Origin of the sequence: Burkholderia sp. LS-044 (assembly GCF_004803625.1) — a bacterium.
GTDB lineage: Bacteria > Pseudomonadota > Gammaproteobacteria > Burkholderiales > Burkholderiaceae > Burkholderia > Burkholderia cepacia.
In genome coordinates this window covers 22,866-39,513 of sequence record NZ_SSWO01000005.1, presented here as the reverse complement: position 1 = coordinate 39,513, position 16,648 = coordinate 22,866, and the positions used below count along the sequence as shown (strand labels likewise).

Below are 16,648 nucleotides of genomic sequence, written 5' to 3'. Positions count from 1 at the left end.
GAGTGAGGTCAGACGAACGCGCTGAAGCCGGTAACCGCCTTGCCGACGATCAGGTGATTCATTTCGCGCGTGCCTTCATACGAGTAGAGTGCTTCCGCATCGGCGAAGAAACGTGCGACGTTGTAGTCGAGAACGATGCCGTTGCCGCCGAAGATCTCGCGCGCCCATGCGACGGTCTCGCGCATGCGGCTCGTGCAGAAAGCCTTGGCCAGCGACGACTGCTGGTCGAGCAGCTTGCCCTCGTCCTGCAACTCGGCGAGCCGGACGACCATGCATTGCGACGCAGTGATATTGCCGAGCATCTTGGCGAGGTGGTCCTGGATCATCTGGAACGACGCGATCGGGCGGCCGAACTGCTCGCGGGTCTGCGCGTAACGCAGCGCGTGCTCATAGGCGCCCATGCTGCAACCGACCGCTTCCCACGCGACGTATTGACGGGTGAGGCGCAGCACGCGTGCGGTGTCGCGAAACGACACGTCGCCCTGGAGGCGGTTCTCTTCGGGAACCCGGCAGTTGTCGAGCGTGATCACGCCGTTCTGTACGACGCGAAGTGCAATCTTGTTCTCGATTTTTTCGACGGAGAAGCCGGGGGTCGTCTTGTTCTCGACGATGAATCCCTTGACCTGATTGTCGTCGACATCGCGTGCCCAGATGATCGAGATGTCGCACCACGGCGAGTTGCCGATCCACCGCTTCTGGCCGTTGAGCACCCACGTGTCGCCTTCGCGCTTGGCCGTGGTCAGCAGGCCGCCGCCGGCACCCGATCCGACCAGCGGCTCGGTCAATCCGAAGCACCCGATCTTCTCCAGCCGTGCCATCGGAGGCAGCCATTTCTGTTTTTGCTCCTCCGATCCGCCGAGATAGATCGACCCCATAGCCAGGCCGCTATGGACGCCGTAGAAGGTCGAGATGGACGAGTCGACGCGCGCGAGCTCCATCGCGATGAAGCCGTCGAGAAGCGTGCTGCCGCCGGCGCAGCCGTAGCCTTCGAATCCGACGCCGACGATGTTGAGGTCCCTGATTTCGGGAATCAACTCGAAGGGGAACGCATCCGCGGCCCAGAACTTGTTGATTACCGGCGCAACGCGTTCTTCCATGAACGTGCGCACGCGCTTCAGCAGGGCGCGTTCGTCCTCGCTGAGGAACTCGCGAATCAGGTAGAAATCGCTATCGGGGGCCGGAAGCGGGTGGTTGGGCTTCGAGGGGGCGGTCATGGTGATGTCCTTGATACGGTTTCAGGAGGCGTTCGCGGGGGCCTGCAGATAGTCGTGGACGACTTCCGCGCCCGCGATCGTCAGATCGGTGAGGATGTGGATGGCGGACAGCACCTCGAGCACCGGCAGCTTGGCGACCGGCGCGAAACAATGCGGATGCAGTTCCAGGGAGGCGGGCCCGGTCCACGCACCCTTCACGGTGATGTCGCTCACGTAATACTTGACCAGCTCGCAGACGCGGGCCGAGCCGTCGACGTGCGGCAGGATCTTCAGCAGGAAGCCGGGCGCTTCGAGCGTCTTCTTGACGGCCGCGAGATCCAGCGGCTCGTACTTGTATCCCATGGTCGCGGTCGCGACCCGCACGCCGTTGTAGTCGAGCGTGCCCACCAGCGCGTCGTTGCGGATTTCGAGCTTCGGCTGGGCCAGTACCTTCGGAAAGCCGAGCAATTCGCGGCCGGAAGCGATGCCGGCTTCGCTGTCGAGGTACATCGCATGCGTGAAGCCACCGGGTGCGCCGTTGAACGATACGGGGACGACCTGGCCCGATTCGGTGTAGGAACCGAGGCCGCTCGAGTCCGGCATCTTGATGAACTCGTATTTGACGATCGGTTCGGTCGGAAGCAGCGGAGCGGGTATCACACGAGCCAGCGCTTCGGGATCGGTGCGATAGGTGATGATGATGAATTCGCGATCGATGAACCGGAACGGCGGCTTCGGATAAGCCGGGCTGCCGATCGGCATGGCATACGCGTGAGCGCGGATTTCGTCTTCAGTCATGAAAGGCTCCGTGTGTGCGGCTGGCGTCGGCCAGCCGGTGGGGGTTGCCAGGGGAGGCATTCAAGCCATGTGGCCGCGCGATGTGTCAGGTCTCGTCGCCGAAGCGGGCGACCACGCCTGCATCCTGCAGACGGGCGATCTCGGCATCGTCGAAGCCCATTTCGGCCAGGATCTCCGCGCCGTGTTCGCCGAGATGCGGCGCCGCGACAGGCTTGACCTTCTGCTGACTCGCGATATGGATCGGATTGCTGACCGTCTTCGTGGCAGGTTGTCCCGGCACCTCGAGCGGTACGACGATCCCGTTGATCTCGAGTTGCGGATCGTTGATGATTTCCTCGGCGATCTGAACGACACCGAAAATCACGCGCTCGGCGGTGAGCGTTTGTTTCCAGAAGGCCAGCGTTTGACCGGCGAACAACGGATCGAGGATGTCGACCAGCGCGGCCGCGTTTTTCACGCGCAGTTGTTCGTCGGCGAAGCGGGGATCGTCCAGAAGTTCGGGCCTGTTGATTGCACGGACGAAGGGCGCCCACTCCTTGCGTTGCGCGGCGACCAGCAGAATCCAGCGCCCGTCGCTCGTCTGGTACGGATTGAGCAGCGCATTCGGCGGGCTTTTGCGGTCATGCTGCGGGAAGAACTTGCCGCCGTTGAGTCCGCCTTCGACCCATGCCGCCGCGGCCCAGATGCCGTTGGCGATCAGGGAAGTCGTGACGTGGCCGCCCTTGCCGGTCCTGGTGCGCTCGTAAAGCGCAGTGACGATCGCGGCGTAGAGGGTCGTCGCTGTCGCGTGATCGCCGATGCCGGGAATGGGAAGCGTCGGCGGGCTGCCGGCGTCGTGGGTGACTTCCATGAGGCCGGAACGTGCCCAGTACGCCGTGACGTCGAAGCCCGGGGTATCGGCTTCCGGACCTTGCGCACCGTAGCCGGTAATGTCGGCGTAGATCAACTTCGGGTTGAGCGGCGCGAGATCTTCGTAGGTGACGCCCAGCGCGGCCCGCACGCGCGGCGGGAAATTGACGACCAGGACGTCGGCCCAGCGAACGAGGCGCGTCAGCACTTCGCGCGCCCCTTCCGACTTGAGATCGAGCGCGATGCTGCGCTTGTTGCGGTTCGTCAACTGCCACGCGTAGTTCGTATCGGCGACGGGGTTCGGGGGAATGATCGAAAAGAAACGATAGACGTCCCCGGTGCCGGGCGGTTCGATCTTGATGACATCCGCGCCGAAGTCGGCGAGGATCGTCGTGGCCGCGGGGCCGGCAATGTAGCTCGCGAGGTCGAGTACCTTGAGGCCTGAAAACACGTGTTTTCCGTCTGACATGGAAGTGTTCCGAATTCGAGGTTGAGAGAGGAGCGGCGTCGACGGAGCGTGCCCCGATTGCCGCTCCGGGCGAAGGTGCCGGTGTGGGTCAGCGCCCGTGAAATACAGGCGCGCGCTTCTCGAGAAAGGCCGTGGTGCCCTCCTTTTTGTCGTCGGTCGCGGCGCACAGCGCAAACAGTTTTCCTTCCAGCGCAAGGCCTTCCGGCATCGCCGCATTCAAACCGAGGTGGACGGCGTCCATTGCATACGCGACGGCGAGCGGGCCATTGGCGGCGATTTGCGCCAGGATCGTCTCCGCGCGGGCAATCAGCTGGTCGGCGGCCACGATTTCATTCACCAGGCCGATCCGGTGCGCCTCTTCCGCCGACACCATTTCCCCGGTGAGGATGAGTTGCAGCGCGATACCCTTGCCGACGAGGCGCGGCAGTCGCTGGGTGCCGCCGAAGCCGGGAATGAGCCCGAGCCGGACCTCGGGTTGGCCGAACTTCGCGCCGGGACTCGCGAGCCGGATCGTGCAAGCCAGCGCGGTCTCGCATCCGCCGCCGAGCGCGAGGCCGTTCACCGCGGCGATGACGGGCTTGCCGAGACGTTCGATGAAGTCGAGCAGCGCCTGCCCGGCACGTGTGCGCTGCTCGGCCTCGACAGGCGTGGCATTGGCCAGTTCGCCGATATCGGCGCCGGCGATGAAGGCACGGTTGCCTGCACCGGTGAGGATGACGCCGCGAATCGATGCATCGTTACGCGCATCCGTGAATGCCGCATGCAGTTCCTCGATCGCCCGTTGGTTCAACGCGTTCATCACGTCGGGACGGTTCAACGTCACATAGGCGACCGACGCCTTCTTTTCGTAGAGCAGCGTGCTGAAACTTGGAAGTGACAGGCTATTGGGCATGGAACGGATTTCTCCAGAAGAAGGCACGCGATGATTCCTGGCCTGCGGTAATCGGAAGAGGCGAACGAATCGTCTCGTGGTGGCGTCTTGCGGCGCCGAGGAACGGGTGAAAGACGAGGGTCAGAGGTCCTGGATCCGGGTGTGCTCGACCGCGGAGGCCAGGATCATGAAATGTCGGTTGACGGGTTTCGATTGCAACCGCGCGTGAATCGGCCGATAGACGAGGTCACCGACGTGGATGGTGCAGTGCGACAGCGCACAAGTGCCGGGCACTTTGGCGATACGGAGCTTCCACATCTGGTCACCGTAGTGGCACGCGGTTGGATCGCGCCAGGATACGTAGATGGTCGAGTCGCTTTTGCGGCCCAATATGCGGACGGTGGGGGCAGACGAAGCGCCATCCGGATGACGACTTTGCCCGCCGACGGTGGCGGAAGACGACGAGTGGTCGCTACGCCGGTTACCGCCGTCGAGCATGCCAACCGTGTGTGTCCAGATCGCGCTACCGGGTACGCCACTATCCATCCATGCGACTCCTCTTACCGCGGTTCATTCAAGTAAGTGGTGCTGATTAAGATCGATCTTAAGGTGACGCTGATCCGATGCATATGTGGGATATCACAACGCAGTTAGCTCTTTTTCCAATTCACATGCGATCGACGAACGAATGCCGGCCACGGAGGGCTGGTCGCTCGCCAGGCATGAATAATCAGGAGAATGTCGCGACTGCGCGAAGCGTGGCGCAGATGGCGGATGGCCGTGCGGCGCACGGCGCTCCGTAAGGGTCGATACCGACTCGCGGGCCGGCATCCGGTGTGCGGGGACTATCGAGAAGAGGGGGAGCGATGCAGCGCGTGCGCTATCGCTGTGAAATCGGCCTGAATCACGGCGAATATGAAGGCGGTGGACATGCCGAACAGGAGTACGCCGTCAGACGATTCGATCGCACCGAGCATCCGCCAGTTTTCCGTCAAGGAAAGGCCCGACGCGCCGCGTGTCGCCATGGTGTCGATCGAGAAGAACAGTGCGTCGCCGAACGAGTTGAGTGCCTTGAGTTGAACGAATACGACGGCCCACAGAGCCGACTCCAGCGTATGAAGCAGGCCGAGCGCGATGCAGATGAAGGCAACGATGACGACGAGTTTGCGCAGTTGCACATGAATGGTGTCGCGCTGCATGTCGAGCACGCCGCGAAGTCGACGCGCGACGACAGCGAGCCATACCATCGCCGCTGCGTGAAGCAGAATGTTGGCCATGCCGAGAAGAATGCCGATCGTCCAGCTTTCCATGGAGATATTCGAGTACGGAGGGGGAGAATGAAAAAATGGTGTCGCGCATCGCTTGATGCTTTCGTCACTTGACCGCGCCGCGCAGCTTGATCGCGATATCGAGCTTCGAGATCCAGCCGGCGTCGTCGAGGCGTGCCCCGACGATGTTCTCGATGCGTTCCAGGCGATAGTTGAGCGTGTTCGGATGGATGCCCAACACGCTCGCGGTTGCCTTTCGTCGCTGCAGCTGGTCGAAGTAAGTTCGAAGGGTTTCGAGCAGATCGGGTTCGCCCGCCAGTTGCTCGACCAGGGACGTGAGGTAAGTCAGCGTGCGTTTCGTGCCACGTATGCTTTCCTCGACCGCGATCTCGGAATAGAGGCGCACGCGCGCCTCGTCGAGATGGCTTCGGCCGAAGCTGAGCGCCCGGCTCGCTTCGTCGGCCGACATGGCCCAGCCCGATGCACCTTCGCCCGGCAGCCCGACGCCGATCGCCCTGACTTCGGGCAACGTGTCCGCGATCGATGCGATTTGCCTGGCCAGCTGACTATCGTTCGCACCGGTCGTCTCTCCGAGGCGCTCCGGTATCCACATGAGCAACTGCCCGCGAAACCAGATGTCGAAAATATCGTCGACAGGGACTCTGAGGCGCCGGGCGGCTGCCGCCACGATGCGGTCGATCTCGGTCTTGAAGGTGGCCGAATTGCTGTCGATCGATTCGACGTCGATGGCCAATGCCACTCTCGGGATTGTCACGTCGAGACGTAGCGCCGCCGCCGTTTTATTGAACGCATCGGTATCGTCGGGGAAATTGAAGATGATGCCGTGCAGCTGATAGCGCAGCGATTCGCGCCAGCGCGCCTGCCTGTACTGCTCCTCCAGAAAGGTCTGCGCGATTTCCTGCGACATGTTGTCGAAGAACTCCAGCAGGTAAGGGGAGATTCGAAGCAGGAGTTCGTTGCGAAGCGCGTCGTCGTTCCCGGCCACTCCGATATAGAAGCACCACAGTTCGCGGGATCCGAGCCGGAATGCGCGGAGCAGTGCTTCGAGCGGAACACCCTGATAGACGCGTCGGCGTCCGTATGCCCGGAACCCTTCAAGCGCATCCTCGGACGGCATCTTGCCCGACATGAGGCTGTCGAGCCAGAGTTTCGACGACAGGACGATCGAGTCCCGGATATCGAGCTTTGTCGTCGAATCGAGGTCGGCATAGGGCTTGATGTTCATCAACGCCTTGTACACACGTTCAACGAATGCGGCGTTATTTTCGGCGACGTTGGCGGTCCATCGGCGCAAGGCCGGCGAAATGTCGGGGATGGAAATTGTCATACGATTTGACTCCTGGCGAAGGCCCCGAGCAATCGGGCAGTGCTCCGATATGCGTGAGCGGTACGTGCGGGGCGATCGTGCTGCTGAACCAACTAAACAAAGGATTACGAAACAGGGTGGGAACAGGGCAAGTGTGTTTGTGCGCCGTGAAGCCGGCCATGCCGATGCAGTTGGCCGGGAAGGTGACGTGGATGGAGACCGTGAACGCGAACTGCGGCAGCGCGAGATGAAGTGCGTCGAATATCTCCCTCACCACGTTGTCTCAATTTCGAATTGACGTTCTTATAATCAAGAGCGGTACGCAAAGTCAACGTAAATATCTGGATTGCAAAATTTATATGCTACGGCGCGGCGGGCGAGTGAAGGCCCGTCGATCCTTGTGTGAAGGGCGTGCCGCGAGTTTTGCAGATGAGAGATGGTCGAGGCGTTGTGATTATCCACAAAGGGATTTGTGTGAAATCACAGTATTGTGAAAGACCACAATCGCAATATGATGTTTCACCATTTCATCGGCTGATTACCGCGATTACCATCAACAGCCGAATCGCACACTGCGCGTGCCGGGCCCGGTGAGGAATCCCGCTCAAACAGCCGAAAGGCATCCGGCTCCGGTCATTGCGCGTCCGTCCGGGCTTCCGTCCGCCGCGTTCGTTCGATCGTCGAATCAATCTTGCGTCATGTCCTCATGCCGCTTTCGCCCGTTGCCTTGAGTCATTTGCCGATGCGTCTGTCTATCGCCCTGAGTTTTGCTTCGATCGCGGCCAGCCTGCTGCTCGAAGGATGTGCAGCCGCGCCGTCGGTCGCCGTATTCGGCGCAGCGTTTCCGGACTGGCTGTTCTGCATCGTCGGCGGCGTGCTCGGGACGACGGTCGTTCAAGTCGTGCTGGGCAAGCGCGGCAAGCGCGCGCTGCTCGCGCCGCTGGCGATCAGCTATCCCGCGCTCGCCGCAGCGCTCGCGATGGCGTTCTGGCTGCTTTTCTTTCCCCACTGATCTCGCGTACCGTTATGTCCGACGCTTCCGGCGCATCGCGCAAAAAGTCCCTGCCTGCATGGCTCATCGTGATTGCCGCGCTGGTGCTGCTCGGCGTTGTCGTGTGGCGTCTCGACCAGTCGCCGACGACCGACGACGCATACGTCTACGCGGACACGATCAACGTCGTGCCGGAAGTCAACGGCAAGATCGTCGAGATGCCGGTACGCGACAACCAGCCGGTGAAGCAGGGCGACCTGCTGTTCCGGATCGATCCCCGGCCGTACCAGGACGCGCTGAACCAGGCGCGCGCACGGCTGGTGACGCTCGACAAGCAGATCGGGCTGACGCAACGCACGGTCAATGCGCAGCAGTACAACGCGGATTCCGTCAAGGCGGCGGTCGAGCGCTCGCGCGCGCAGGCTGCGCAGGCAGCCGACACGCTGCACCGGATGGAGCCGCTGCTCGCGCCGGGCTACACGTCGGCGGAGGACGTCGACCGGGCGCGAACCGCGCAGCGCGCGGCGCAGGCGGAACTGAACGCGGCGATGCTTCAGGCGCAGCAGGCATCCGCGGCGGTGAGCGGCGTGGACGCGCTGGTCGCGCAGCGTGCGGAAGTCGAGGCGCAGATCGCGATCGCCGAACTGAATCTCGAGTACACCGAAGTTCGTGCACCGTTCGACGGACGGGTGGCTTCCTTGCGCACGACGGTCGGCCAGTTCGCTTCGGCGCTCAAGCCGGTCTTTACGCTGATCGACACGCGTCATTGGTACGTGGTGGCGAATTTTCGCGAAACCGATCTGAAGGGCGTACGCGCCGGAATGCCGGCCACGGTCTATCTGACCAGCGACACCGGCAGGCGCTTCGGCGGCACGATCGATTCGATCAGCTACGGCGTGCTGCCCGACGACGGCGGCGTGGTGCTGGACGGGCTGCCGCGCGTGGCGCGCAGCATCAACTGGGTGCATGTGTCGCAGCGTTTCCCGGTCAAGATCGCGGTGCGTGACCCGGATCCGAACCTGTTCCGGGTCGGCACCTCGGCGGTCGCGACGCTCAGGCGCGACGCTGCTGCGCACGACACGGCACGGTGAGCGCGGCATGAGCACCGCGCAATTCTCGCCGAGCCGTCTGCAGCGCTTCGCGGGCTTCATCGGCGGAGAGATTCGTCCGTACCCGGGGCGCATGAACGTGATGCTGCGCTGCGTGCTCGCCAGCGCAATCGTCATCGTTGCGTCGATGGCGCTGGAGGTGCCGTTGCTGGCGGTGTCGCTGATCGTGGTGTTCTTCGTGACGCAGGCGAACGTCGTGGTGACGCGCCTGATCGGCGTCCTGTTCGTCGTGGGTTCGACACTCGCCGTCGGCAGTTCGATCCTGGTGTTCAAGTTCACCTACGACTATCCGCTGTTGCGGATACTGCTGGCAGGTGCGCTGTTTTTCTTCAGCGTCTACATGATGCGGGTCGCGAAGATCGGCGTGGTGTTCTTCATCGTCGCCATCGTGGTCATTTACTCGCAGACCTTCGTCGACCAGACCGATCAGGCCGAACTGCTGGTGCGCGCCGTGCTTTGGGTATGGGTCGCGGTCAACTATGCGATCGCGGTTACGCTCCTGATCAATACGCTGTTCCTGCCGGCGGAACCGGTGCGTCAGCTCCGTGCGGCCCTGTGCGGGCAACTCAATGCCGTCGACGCGCGCCTGGCCGCGCTCGAACAGCGGGCACCGACGGAGGGTGGCCCGACGGCGCGCGACATCCAGGCCGGTGCGCTGACGCTGCAGAAACTGCTCCGCTTTGCGACGATGCGCGACCCCGCGTATCGCGCGAGCCAGGCATTGCATCTCGCCCGCGTGGCGACGGTGTCGCGCCTGTACGCGGCGGCGGGCCATCTGCCGGACTCTGCTACGGGATCGGCGGCCGATGCGCTTCCGGTGCTGCGCGACGCCGTCCGGCGCCTGGCCGACGCGGCCGGCACGGACGCCCGTTTTGTCGCGCCGGACGCGCTGGCCGGACTGGCGGCGGAAGGGTTGCCGGGCGCGCTGGCGGAAATGCGCGACGCCTTGCTGACGTTCTCGGACCGGTCGGCCGCCCCGCCTGACGCTCAGTCCAGGGCCGAGAAGGAGCGCATGCTGGTGCCGGATGCCGTTACCAACCCGGTCTACGCGCAGTTCGCACTGAAGACGCTGATGGCGGCCATGTGCAGCTACGTGTTCTACGTCGCGACCGACTGGCAAGGCATCCATACGATGATGCTGACCTGCCTGATCGTCGCGCAACCGAGCCTCGGCGCATCCGCGCAGCGTGCCGTGCTGCGGATCGGCGGCGCGGCGGTCGGCAGCATGCTGGCGCTCGCGATGGTGGTCTGGGTCATGCCGCATCTGGACGGCATCGTCGGCTTGCTGATGATGACGTTGCCGGTGATCGCGCTGGCCGCGTGGGTATCGGCGGGCTCGGAGCGTATCAGTTACGCGGGTACGCAAATCATGTTTACGTTCTCGCTGGCCGTGCTCGAGCACTTTGGCCCGACCACCAATCTCACTGAAATCCGCGACCGGATGATCGGCATCGTGCTCGGCGTCGTCGTGTCCGCGGTCGCTCATGCGTTTCTGTGGCCGGAGGCCGAGGGCGAGGCGCTGCGTCAGCGCGCGGCGAAGCTGCTGCGCCGGATCGGCATGCAACTTCGCCCGGACACGACCGGGCCGGTGCCGGTCGGGCTGTGGGCCGAACTGGGCGACAGCGAGGCGATGTCGGCGCGTGTCGCGCTCGAACCGGGCTGGCAGATGGCGGACGGCGAGCACGAAGGCCTGACCTTGCGCGTGCAGACGCTGCTGGCGCATACGCGGGAAATCCTGTTGGCGACCGATGCGTTCGGCGCGGAGCGGGATGCACAGCACCTGCCGGCCGAGGTTGCCGTTGCGACGGCGGCGTTCCAGGCCGAACTGGCCGGTGCGCTGGACAGTTATGCCGACGCGCTGGTCGAGCACCCGTTGACGATCGGCGCGCCACCGCGTGTATCGATCGCAACGCTGTCGGAGCGCTGCACGGAGGATCTGTCCGCCCGACGGGGCGACGCGTCGCAGACGGCGTACGACCGGCTGCTGACCCGTGCCGGCGATCTCGCCGGCCAGATAGCGGGGCTGCCCGCCTGGGCGCCAGAACCCGTCGCTTCAGTATTGACTTCCCGAGCTTCCCAAGCATGACCGATTCGTTGATTCGACCTTCCTGTTCGTCGTTGCGCCGCATAACCGTCGCGGTGCTGCTGTGCGGGCTGTCCGCATGTGCGCTGATTCGTCACGACACCAAGCCCACGACGACACTCGATCCGGATCGGATCCGCATCGCCGACGACATCCACCTGGCGCGGGACGGCTGGCCGTCGGCGCGCTGGTGGACGCGCTACGGCGATCCGCAGCTCGACGCGCTGGTCGGTCGGGCGCTGGCCGATTCGCCGACGATGGCGATCGCGCGCACCCGCGTATCGCAGGCCAAATCCGACGTCGATCTGGTGAAGGCGGGGACCAACCTGCAGGTGAGCGCGCTCGGGTCGGTCGATCGGGAGCGCGTGTCGGGCAACGGCTTCCTGGGCGCGTATTCCGGCAATCAGCCGCTGCTGGGTGCGACCGGGCCGTGGTACACGGAAGGCATCGTCGGCCTGAGTGCAAGCCTCGATATCGATATCTGGGGCAAGCAGCGTGCGCAGGTCGAGGCCGCGCTGGGGATGCACAACGCGCGGGTGGTCGAGACGTCGGCGATCGAGCTGGAGGTCTCCGCCGACGTCGCGCAGCTCTACTACGGCATTCAGACGACCTATCGCCTCATCGGCCTGCTGGAGCAATTGCGCGACGTGGCCGCGTTCTCGATGGAGGCGCACGCCGCGCGCGCCGCACGCGGGCTCGAGCCGCAGACGCAGGCGGAGCTCGCCCGCGCGCAGAAGCTGGCGACGGAGCGGCAGCTGGTGGCTGCTCGCGGGCGCATCGTGCAGTTGCGTGAAGCGCTGCGCGCGCTGCTCGGCGCCGGGCCGACGGATCTTCCGGAGATCACGCCCGTGCCGTTGCCGCAGCCGCCGTCGTCGCTGCCGTCGACGCTGTCGTATGAACTGCTGGCGCGGCGCCCGGATTTGCAGGCGATGCGCTGGTACGTCGAAGCGTCGTTCGACAAGATCGACGCGGCGAAGGCCGCGTTCTATCCGAGTTTCGACATCAAGGCGTTTTTCGGCGTCAACGCGCTGCATCTGGGCGACCTGTTCACGCATGCGAGCCAGCAGATCAATCTCGTGCCCGGGCTGTACCTGCCCGTGTTCGACGGGGGCCGGCTCAATGCGAACCTTGGGAACGCGCGTCACGCGAGCGACCTGCTGATCCTGCAATACAACCAGTCGGTCCTGAACGCCGTGCGGGACGTCGCCACGACGGGCAGCCAACTGCAGGACCTCGATGCCGAAGCCAAGCTGCAGACGCAGAAGATCCAGGCCGTGACGTTTGCGCAGGACAGCGCCGACGCGCACTACCGCAGTGGGCTGGGCAGTCGCCTGACGGCGGAGGAAGCGAAGCAGGCCGTGCTTCTCGAGCGGGTCGCGCTGCTCGATCTCGACGGCCGTCGGATCGGCCAGGACATCGCGCTGACCAAGGCGCTCGGCGGCGGCTACCGGTCGGATGCACCGGTCGTCCTCAACCCGAGGTAATGCCGCTCATGTTCGAACAGTCACTACGATCGTCCGTTCGTGACGTGCCGCGCGAGGCCGACGGCTTTCGCACGATGATGGCCGTTCAGATCTCCATCCGGAACGTGCTGAACGAGAGGATGCTGACGGCGCTCGGGGTTCAGTTCTCGCAGGGCAATGCGCTTGCCCATCTCACCCGCAGCGAAGCGACGTCATGCCAGGAGCTTGCGAAGTCGCTCGGCTGCGGAACAAGCCGCCTCACACGACTTGCCCAGGATCTGGAACGTCGCGGGCTGATCGTGCGGCGTCGGGATGGCCGGGACCGCCGCACGCTGAATCTGTCGCTTACGTCGAAGGGGCGAGAGATCGCGGAGCGGGTTCCGCCCGTCGTCGAGGAGGCCGAGCGGATCGTGCTGGGGCGGTTGTCGGAGGAGGAACGGATGTTTCTCAGACGATTTCTCCGGCGAATCATTTGCGAGATCGACGCATGAACGGTTACGCCGCGACCGCGCCATGCCGACGGGCGTCGATGCGTGCGTCGTCGATCCGTGGCCCATGGCCTGCAACCTGTAGAGAGAGTGCCGCCGCATGTCCCGCACTGCATTGATCGCTTGCCATACCTGCGACACGTTGCTGCGCAAGCGGCCGCTCGCCGGGAACATGCAGGCGTGCTGCCCGCGTTGCAATGAACTGCTTTATCGAGGCGGCGTTTCGAAGCTCGACCGCGTCTGCGCGCTCACGCTGGCCGCGCTGATCACGTTCGTGATCGCGCAGGGTTTTCCGATCCTCGAGATGAACGTGAACGGCATGCACGTGCAGACGACGCTGTTGGGTGCGGTGCGGGCGCTGTGGGATCAGGGCATGGGCATCGTCGCCGTGATGGTGTTCTGCGCGACGCTGCTGTTTCCGCTCACCGAGATGGCAGCGCTGCTGTACGTGATGCTGCCGCTGCGCGCCGGCCGCATTCCGCGTGGTTTCGGCACGGTGCTGCGCGCGATCGGGTTGGTGCGCCCTTGGGGGATGATCGAGGTATTCATGCTCGGCATCCTCGTCACGATCGTCAAGATGGTGAGCCTTGCGCAGGTGGTGCCCGAAGCGGCGCTGTTCGCGTTCGCGGCGCTCACGCTGATGTTGACCGTCGTCGTGATGTTCGATCCGCGTGCGCTGTGGGATCTGGCTGACGAACTGCGCGGCGACAACCACGCCGGCGACGAGGCGACGATCCAATGAAGACGACTACCGCTGCCCGTGAAGGCATGGCGAGCTGCCACGTCTGCGGCCGGGTTCAGGCGCTTGCCGTCGATCGGCATGACATGCCGGCCCATTGTGCGCGCTGCGGCAGCACGCTGCACTCGCGCTTCCCGAACAGTCTCGCTCGCACCTGGGCGTTTCTGCTCGCGGCGGTGATCCTGTACATCCCGGCCAATCTGCTCCCGATGATGCGTACGTCGTCGATCGTCGGCTCGCAGTCGGACACGATCATGAGCGGCGTGGTCTATTTCTGGGTGTCGGGTGACTGGCCGCTCGCGGTGGTCGTGTTCGTCGCCAGCATTCTCGTGCCGATGCTCAAGCTCTGCGTACTGCTGATCCTGGTCATCACCGCCCAGTGCCGTTCCACCTGGCGGCCGATGCAGCGCACCACGCTCTATCGGGTCGTCGAACACATCGGCCGCTGGTCGATGCTCGACATCTTCGTCGTGACGCTCACCGTCGCGCTCGTCCACTTCCGGTCGCTCGCCGTCATCACCGCCGGTCCCGGCGCGCTGGCGTTCGGCTCGGTCGTGATCCTGACGATGCTTGCGTCGTTGCAGTTCGATCCCCGTCTGATCTGGGATCCCGTTGAAACCTCTGGAAATCACCATGAATAGTCCGCAAGGCCCGCACCGCGATTCCGATGCAGGTGCCGGCCAACCACCGACCATTGCCGAGCCGGCGGTCGCGAAGCGCGCCGGTTGGCTGCCGTCGCTCGTGTGGCTCGTGCCGCTGATTGCGGCGCTGATCGGCATCGGTCTCGTCGTCAAGTCGGTGCGCGAACGAGGCCCGGAAATCACGATTCGCTTTGCCAATGCGGAAGGGCTCGAGCCCGGCAAGACGCAGGTGAAATACAAGGATGTCGAGGTCGGCACGGTCGACGCGATCCGTCTTGCGAAGGATCTGTCGCATGTGCTGGTCGACGTCAGGCTCAAGAAGGAAGCGGAAGACTTCGCAGTGAAGGGGTCGCGCTTCTGGGTCGTGCGCCCGCGCATTGGCGCGACCGGCGTATCGGGCCTCGGCACGCTGCTGTCGGGCGCATACATCGGCGTCGACGCGGGCCGTTCGAAGGATCGCGCGCGCGCGTTCACCGGCCTCGATACGCCGCCTGCCGTGACGGGCGACCAGCGCGGTACGCAATACACGCTGCGCGGCGATTCGCTTGGCTCGGTCGATATCGGCTCGCCGGTGTACTACCGGCGCGTGCAGGTCGGGCAGGTGGTCGGCTTCTCGCTGGACAAGCTCGGCACGGGCGTTACGTTCACGGTGTTCGTCAACGCGCCGTACGACCAGTACGTTCATGAAAATTCGCGCTGGTGGCAGGCGAGCGGCGTCGATCTGCGTCTCGATTCGAGCGGCCTGAAACTGAACACGCAATCGCTCGCCACGGTGATTCTCGGCGGCATCGCGTTCCAGTCTCCGGCCGATCAACCGCCCGGGGAAGCGGCTGCGCGCGACATGGTATTCCAGCTCGCGTCGGACGAGGGGCAGGCAATGCGCGACCCCGACGGCGAACGCGTGCCGGTCGTGATGAACTTCAACCAGTCGCTGCGCGGACTCGCCGTGGGTGCGCCGGTCGACTTCCGCGGCATCGTGCTCGGCGAAGTGACGAACATCGGCATCGACTACGACGCGAAGGCGAAGAGCTTCAAGATGCCGGTGACGATGAATCTGTATCCGGAACGGCTCGGCAAGAGTTTCCGGGACGCGATTCGCAGCAAGGGCGAACCGGAACGTCGACAGATCCTGCAGCGGCTCGTCGAGCACGGGCTGCGCGGCCAGTTGCGCACCGGCAATCTGCTGACGAGCCAGCTGTACGTCGCGCTCGACTTCTTCCCGACGGCGCCGGTCGTGAAACTCGATGTCAGTCATGAGACGGTTGAACTGCCGACCGTGCCGAACACGCTCGACGAGCTGCAGTCCCAGGTGGCCGACATCGCGAAGAAGCTCGACAAGGTGCCGTTCGACCAGATCGGCGCGAACCTGAACAGCGCGCTGTCGAATGCCGACAAGCTGTTCAAGCAGCTCGACACGCAGGTCGCGCCACAGGCGCGCGACACATTGTCGGCGGCGAAGCAGACCTTCACCGCCGCCGAGGCGACGCTGCAGCAGGATTCGCCGCTGCAGTCCGACGTGCGCGGCGCGTTGAAGGAGCTGACGCACACGCTGCAGTCGCTCAACATGCTCGCCGACTATCTCGAGCGTCACCCCGAATCGCTGCTCAAGGGCAAGCCAGGAGATCAACCATGACGACACGCGTGAACGGTTTCGCGAGCGGTGCTGTGGCTGCCTTCGCCGCGCTCGCGCTCGCCGCGTGCAGCTCGCCGCCCGCGCGGTTCTACACGCTCAGCCCGGCCGACGCCGCGGCGCCGCTGCGCACCGCGCCGGCCAACCCGGCGTTCCTGATCGAGGTGCCGTCGGTCGGCGTGCCCGAGCAGGTCGCGAGGAACCAGCTGGTCGTGCAGAAGAGCGCCGCGCAGGTCGACGTGCTCGAGCAGGAACGCTGGGCGTCGCCGCCCGCCGACGAGATCCGCCGCGCGCTGTCGGACGATCTCGCCGCGCGGCTCGGCACGATCGACGTCGCGAATTCCGCGACTCCGCCCGGCGTGCCCGTGTATCGCGTCAGCGTGAACGTGCAGCGCTTCGAGTCGTGGCCGGGCAAACGCGCGGCGGTCGATGCGGTGTGGAGCGTGCGCGCGCTCGGCACGCAGGCACTGATGACCTGCCGCACGAGCGTCGCGGAACCGGTCGCTGACGGCTACGACGCGCTCGTGGTCGGTCACCGGCGCGCACTTGCCGAACTGGCGAGCCAGATCACGGGAGGTGTCGAGGCGATGGAGGCATCGCGGATTCGATTCACGAAGGCGACTGCATCGGGACAATCCAGGGCAGCGAACGTGTCACTGGCTTCGACTGTGCCTTGCCTCAATTTGCCGCGATGAACGCGGCTATCGGGCCGACGTCGCACAGTCTGCC

At 64.5% G+C, this 16,648-nt stretch carries 16 protein-coding genes; 9 read left to right on the top strand and 7 right to left on the bottom strand.

The annotated features are described in order from the left end of the window. Positions 1-8: 8 nt before the first annotated feature. The 7 genes from E9536_RS14415 to E9536_RS14385 form a co-directional block, all read right to left on the bottom strand. The gene (locus E9536_RS14415; protein ID WP_060172464.1) at positions 9-1,214 is read right to left on the bottom strand and encodes an acyl-CoA dehydrogenase family protein; all 1,206 of its coding nucleotides are present in this window, start codon (positions 1,212-1,214) and stop codon (positions 9-11) included. A gap of 21 nt (positions 1,215-1,235) precedes the next feature. Beyond that, on the bottom strand, positions 1,236-1,991 hold the full coding sequence (locus E9536_RS14410) for an acetoacetate decarboxylase (protein ID WP_136470059.1): 756 nt from the start codon (positions 1,989-1,991) through the stop codon (positions 1,236-1,238). A gap of 85 nt (positions 1,992-2,076) precedes the next feature. Then, complete coding sequence (locus E9536_RS14405; RefSeq protein WP_247873442.1) at positions 2,077-3,504, bottom strand: CoA transferase; 1,428 nt, start codon at positions 3,502-3,504, stop codon at positions 2,077-2,079. Next, complete coding sequence (locus E9536_RS14400) at positions 3,398-4,201, bottom strand: enoyl-CoA hydratase-related protein (protein WP_059698784.1); 804 nt, start codon at positions 4,199-4,201, stop codon at positions 3,398-3,400. The genes E9536_RS14405 and E9536_RS14400 overlap by 107 nt, the downstream gene beginning before the upstream one ends. Positions 4,202-4,321: 120 nt before the next feature. Then, complete coding sequence (locus E9536_RS14395; protein WP_136470058.1) at positions 4,322-4,726, bottom strand: DUF3331 domain-containing protein; 405 nt, start codon at positions 4,724-4,726, stop codon at positions 4,322-4,324. 299 nt (positions 4,727-5,025) lie between these two features. Beyond that, positions 5,026-5,490: a hypothetical protein gene (locus E9536_RS14390; protein ID WP_059698783.1), complete on the bottom strand. Its 465-nt coding sequence runs from the start codon at positions 5,488-5,490 to the stop codon at positions 5,026-5,028. A gap of 64 nt (positions 5,491-5,554) precedes the next feature. Next, on the bottom strand, positions 5,555-6,796 hold the full coding sequence (locus tag E9536_RS14385; RefSeq protein WP_136470057.1) for a helix-turn-helix domain-containing protein: 1,242 nt from the start codon (positions 6,794-6,796) through the stop codon (positions 5,555-5,557). A gap of 721 nt (positions 6,797-7,517) precedes the next feature. Here E9536_RS14385 and E9536_RS14375 point away from each other — a divergent pair. From E9536_RS14375 to E9536_RS14335, 9 genes are all read left to right on the top strand, one after another. Beyond that, complete coding sequence (locus E9536_RS14375; protein ID WP_136470055.1) at positions 7,518-7,787, top strand: YtcA family lipoprotein; 270 nt, start codon at positions 7,518-7,520, stop codon at positions 7,785-7,787. A 14-nt stretch (positions 7,788-7,801) separates the two neighbouring features. After that, the gene (mdtN, locus tag E9536_RS14370) at positions 7,802-8,857 is read left to right on the top strand and encodes a multidrug transporter subunit MdtN (RefSeq protein WP_136470054.1); all 1,056 of its coding nucleotides are present in this window, start codon (positions 7,802-7,804) and stop codon (positions 8,855-8,857) included. Between the two features lie 7 nt (positions 8,858-8,864). Beyond that, positions 8,865-10,961 (top strand): multidrug efflux transporter permease subunit MdtO, encoded by a 2,097-nt coding sequence (gene mdtO / locus E9536_RS14365; RefSeq protein ID WP_136470053.1) that lies wholly within the window; start codon positions 8,865-8,867, stop codon positions 10,959-10,961. Continuing rightward, positions 10,958-12,442 carry an MdtP family multidrug efflux transporter outer membrane subunit gene (locus tag E9536_RS14360; protein ID WP_059698773.1) on the top strand — a complete coding sequence of 495 codons (1,485 nt, stop codon included), beginning with the start codon at positions 10,958-10,960 and terminating at the stop codon, positions 12,440-12,442. Before mdtO ends, E9536_RS14360 begins: the two co-directional genes overlap by 4 nt. 8 nt (positions 12,443-12,450) lie before the next feature. Then, positions 12,451-12,912 (top strand): MarR family winged helix-turn-helix transcriptional regulator, encoded by a 462-nt coding sequence (locus E9536_RS14355; protein ID WP_247873441.1) that lies wholly within the window; start codon positions 12,451-12,453, stop codon positions 12,910-12,912. Positions 12,913-13,009: 97 nt separating this feature from the next. Continuing rightward, positions 13,010-13,651: a paraquat-inducible protein A gene (locus E9536_RS14350; RefSeq protein ID WP_136470051.1), complete on the top strand. Its 642-nt coding sequence runs from the start codon at positions 13,010-13,012 to the stop codon at positions 13,649-13,651. Beyond that, a complete protein-coding gene (locus tag E9536_RS14345; protein WP_136470050.1) occupies positions 13,648-14,289 on the top strand; it encodes a paraquat-inducible protein A in 642 nt (213 codons plus the stop codon). The genes E9536_RS14350 and E9536_RS14345 overlap by 4 nt, the downstream gene beginning before the upstream one ends. After that, positions 14,282-15,922, top strand: coding sequence for an MlaD family protein (locus E9536_RS14340; protein WP_168799528.1), 1,641 nt, complete (start codon positions 14,282-14,284; stop codon positions 15,920-15,922). The genes E9536_RS14345 and E9536_RS14340 overlap by 8 nt, the downstream gene beginning before the upstream one ends. Beyond that, entirely contained in the window at positions 15,919-16,614 is a 696-nt protein-coding gene (locus E9536_RS14335; RefSeq protein WP_136470049.1) for a PqiC family protein, read from the top strand. The genes E9536_RS14340 and E9536_RS14335 overlap by 4 nt, the downstream gene beginning before the upstream one ends. Positions 16,615-16,648 lie beyond the last annotated feature (34 nt).

Excerpts from the sequence above, each read along its gene's own strand:
- E9536_RS14415 (WP_060172464.1), bottom strand. The coding sequence starts at position 1,214 with ATGACCGCCCCCTCGAAGCCCAACCACCCGCTTCCGGCCCCCGATAGC.
- E9536_RS14410 (WP_136470059.1), bottom strand. The coding sequence starts at position 1,991 with ATGACTGAAGACGAAATCCGCGCTCACGCGTATGCCATGCCGATCGGC.
- E9536_RS14400 (WP_059698784.1), bottom strand. The coding sequence starts at position 4,201 with ATGCCCAATAGCCTGTCACTTCCAAGTTTCAGCACGCTGCTCTACGAA.
- E9536_RS14395 (WP_136470058.1), bottom strand. The coding sequence starts at position 4,726 with ATGGATAGTGGCGTACCCGGTAGCGCGATCTGGACACACACGGTTGGC.
- E9536_RS14390 (WP_059698783.1), bottom strand. The coding sequence starts at position 5,490 with ATGGAAAGCTGGACGATCGGCATTCTTCTCGGCATGGCCAACATTCTG.
- E9536_RS14385 (WP_136470057.1), bottom strand. The coding sequence starts at position 6,796 with ATGACAATTTCCATCCCCGACATTTCGCCGGCCTTGCGCCGATGGACC.
- E9536_RS14375 (WP_136470055.1), top strand. The coding sequence starts at position 7,518 with ATGCGTCTGTCTATCGCCCTGAGTTTTGCTTCGATCGCGGCCAGCCTG.
- mdtN (WP_136470054.1), top strand. The coding sequence starts at position 7,802 with ATGTCCGACGCTTCCGGCGCATCGCGCAAAAAGTCCCTGCCTGCATGG.
- mdtO (WP_136470053.1), top strand. The coding sequence starts at position 8,865 with ATGAGCACCGCGCAATTCTCGCCGAGCCGTCTGCAGCGCTTCGCGGGC.
- E9536_RS14360 (WP_059698773.1), top strand. The coding sequence starts at position 10,958 with ATGACCGATTCGTTGATTCGACCTTCCTGTTCGTCGTTGCGCCGCATA.
- E9536_RS14355 (WP_247873441.1), top strand. The coding sequence starts at position 12,451 with ATGTTCGAACAGTCACTACGATCGTCCGTTCGTGACGTGCCGCGCGAG.
- E9536_RS14350 (WP_136470051.1), top strand. The coding sequence starts at position 13,010 with ATGTCCCGCACTGCATTGATCGCTTGCCATACCTGCGACACGTTGCTG.
- E9536_RS14345 (WP_136470050.1), top strand. The coding sequence starts at position 13,648 with ATGAAGACGACTACCGCTGCCCGTGAAGGCATGGCGAGCTGCCACGTC.
- E9536_RS14340 (WP_168799528.1), top strand. The coding sequence starts at position 14,282 with ATGAATAGTCCGCAAGGCCCGCACCGCGATTCCGATGCAGGTGCCGGC.
- E9536_RS14335 (WP_136470049.1), top strand. The coding sequence starts at position 15,919 with ATGACGACACGCGTGAACGGTTTCGCGAGCGGTGCTGTGGCTGCCTTC.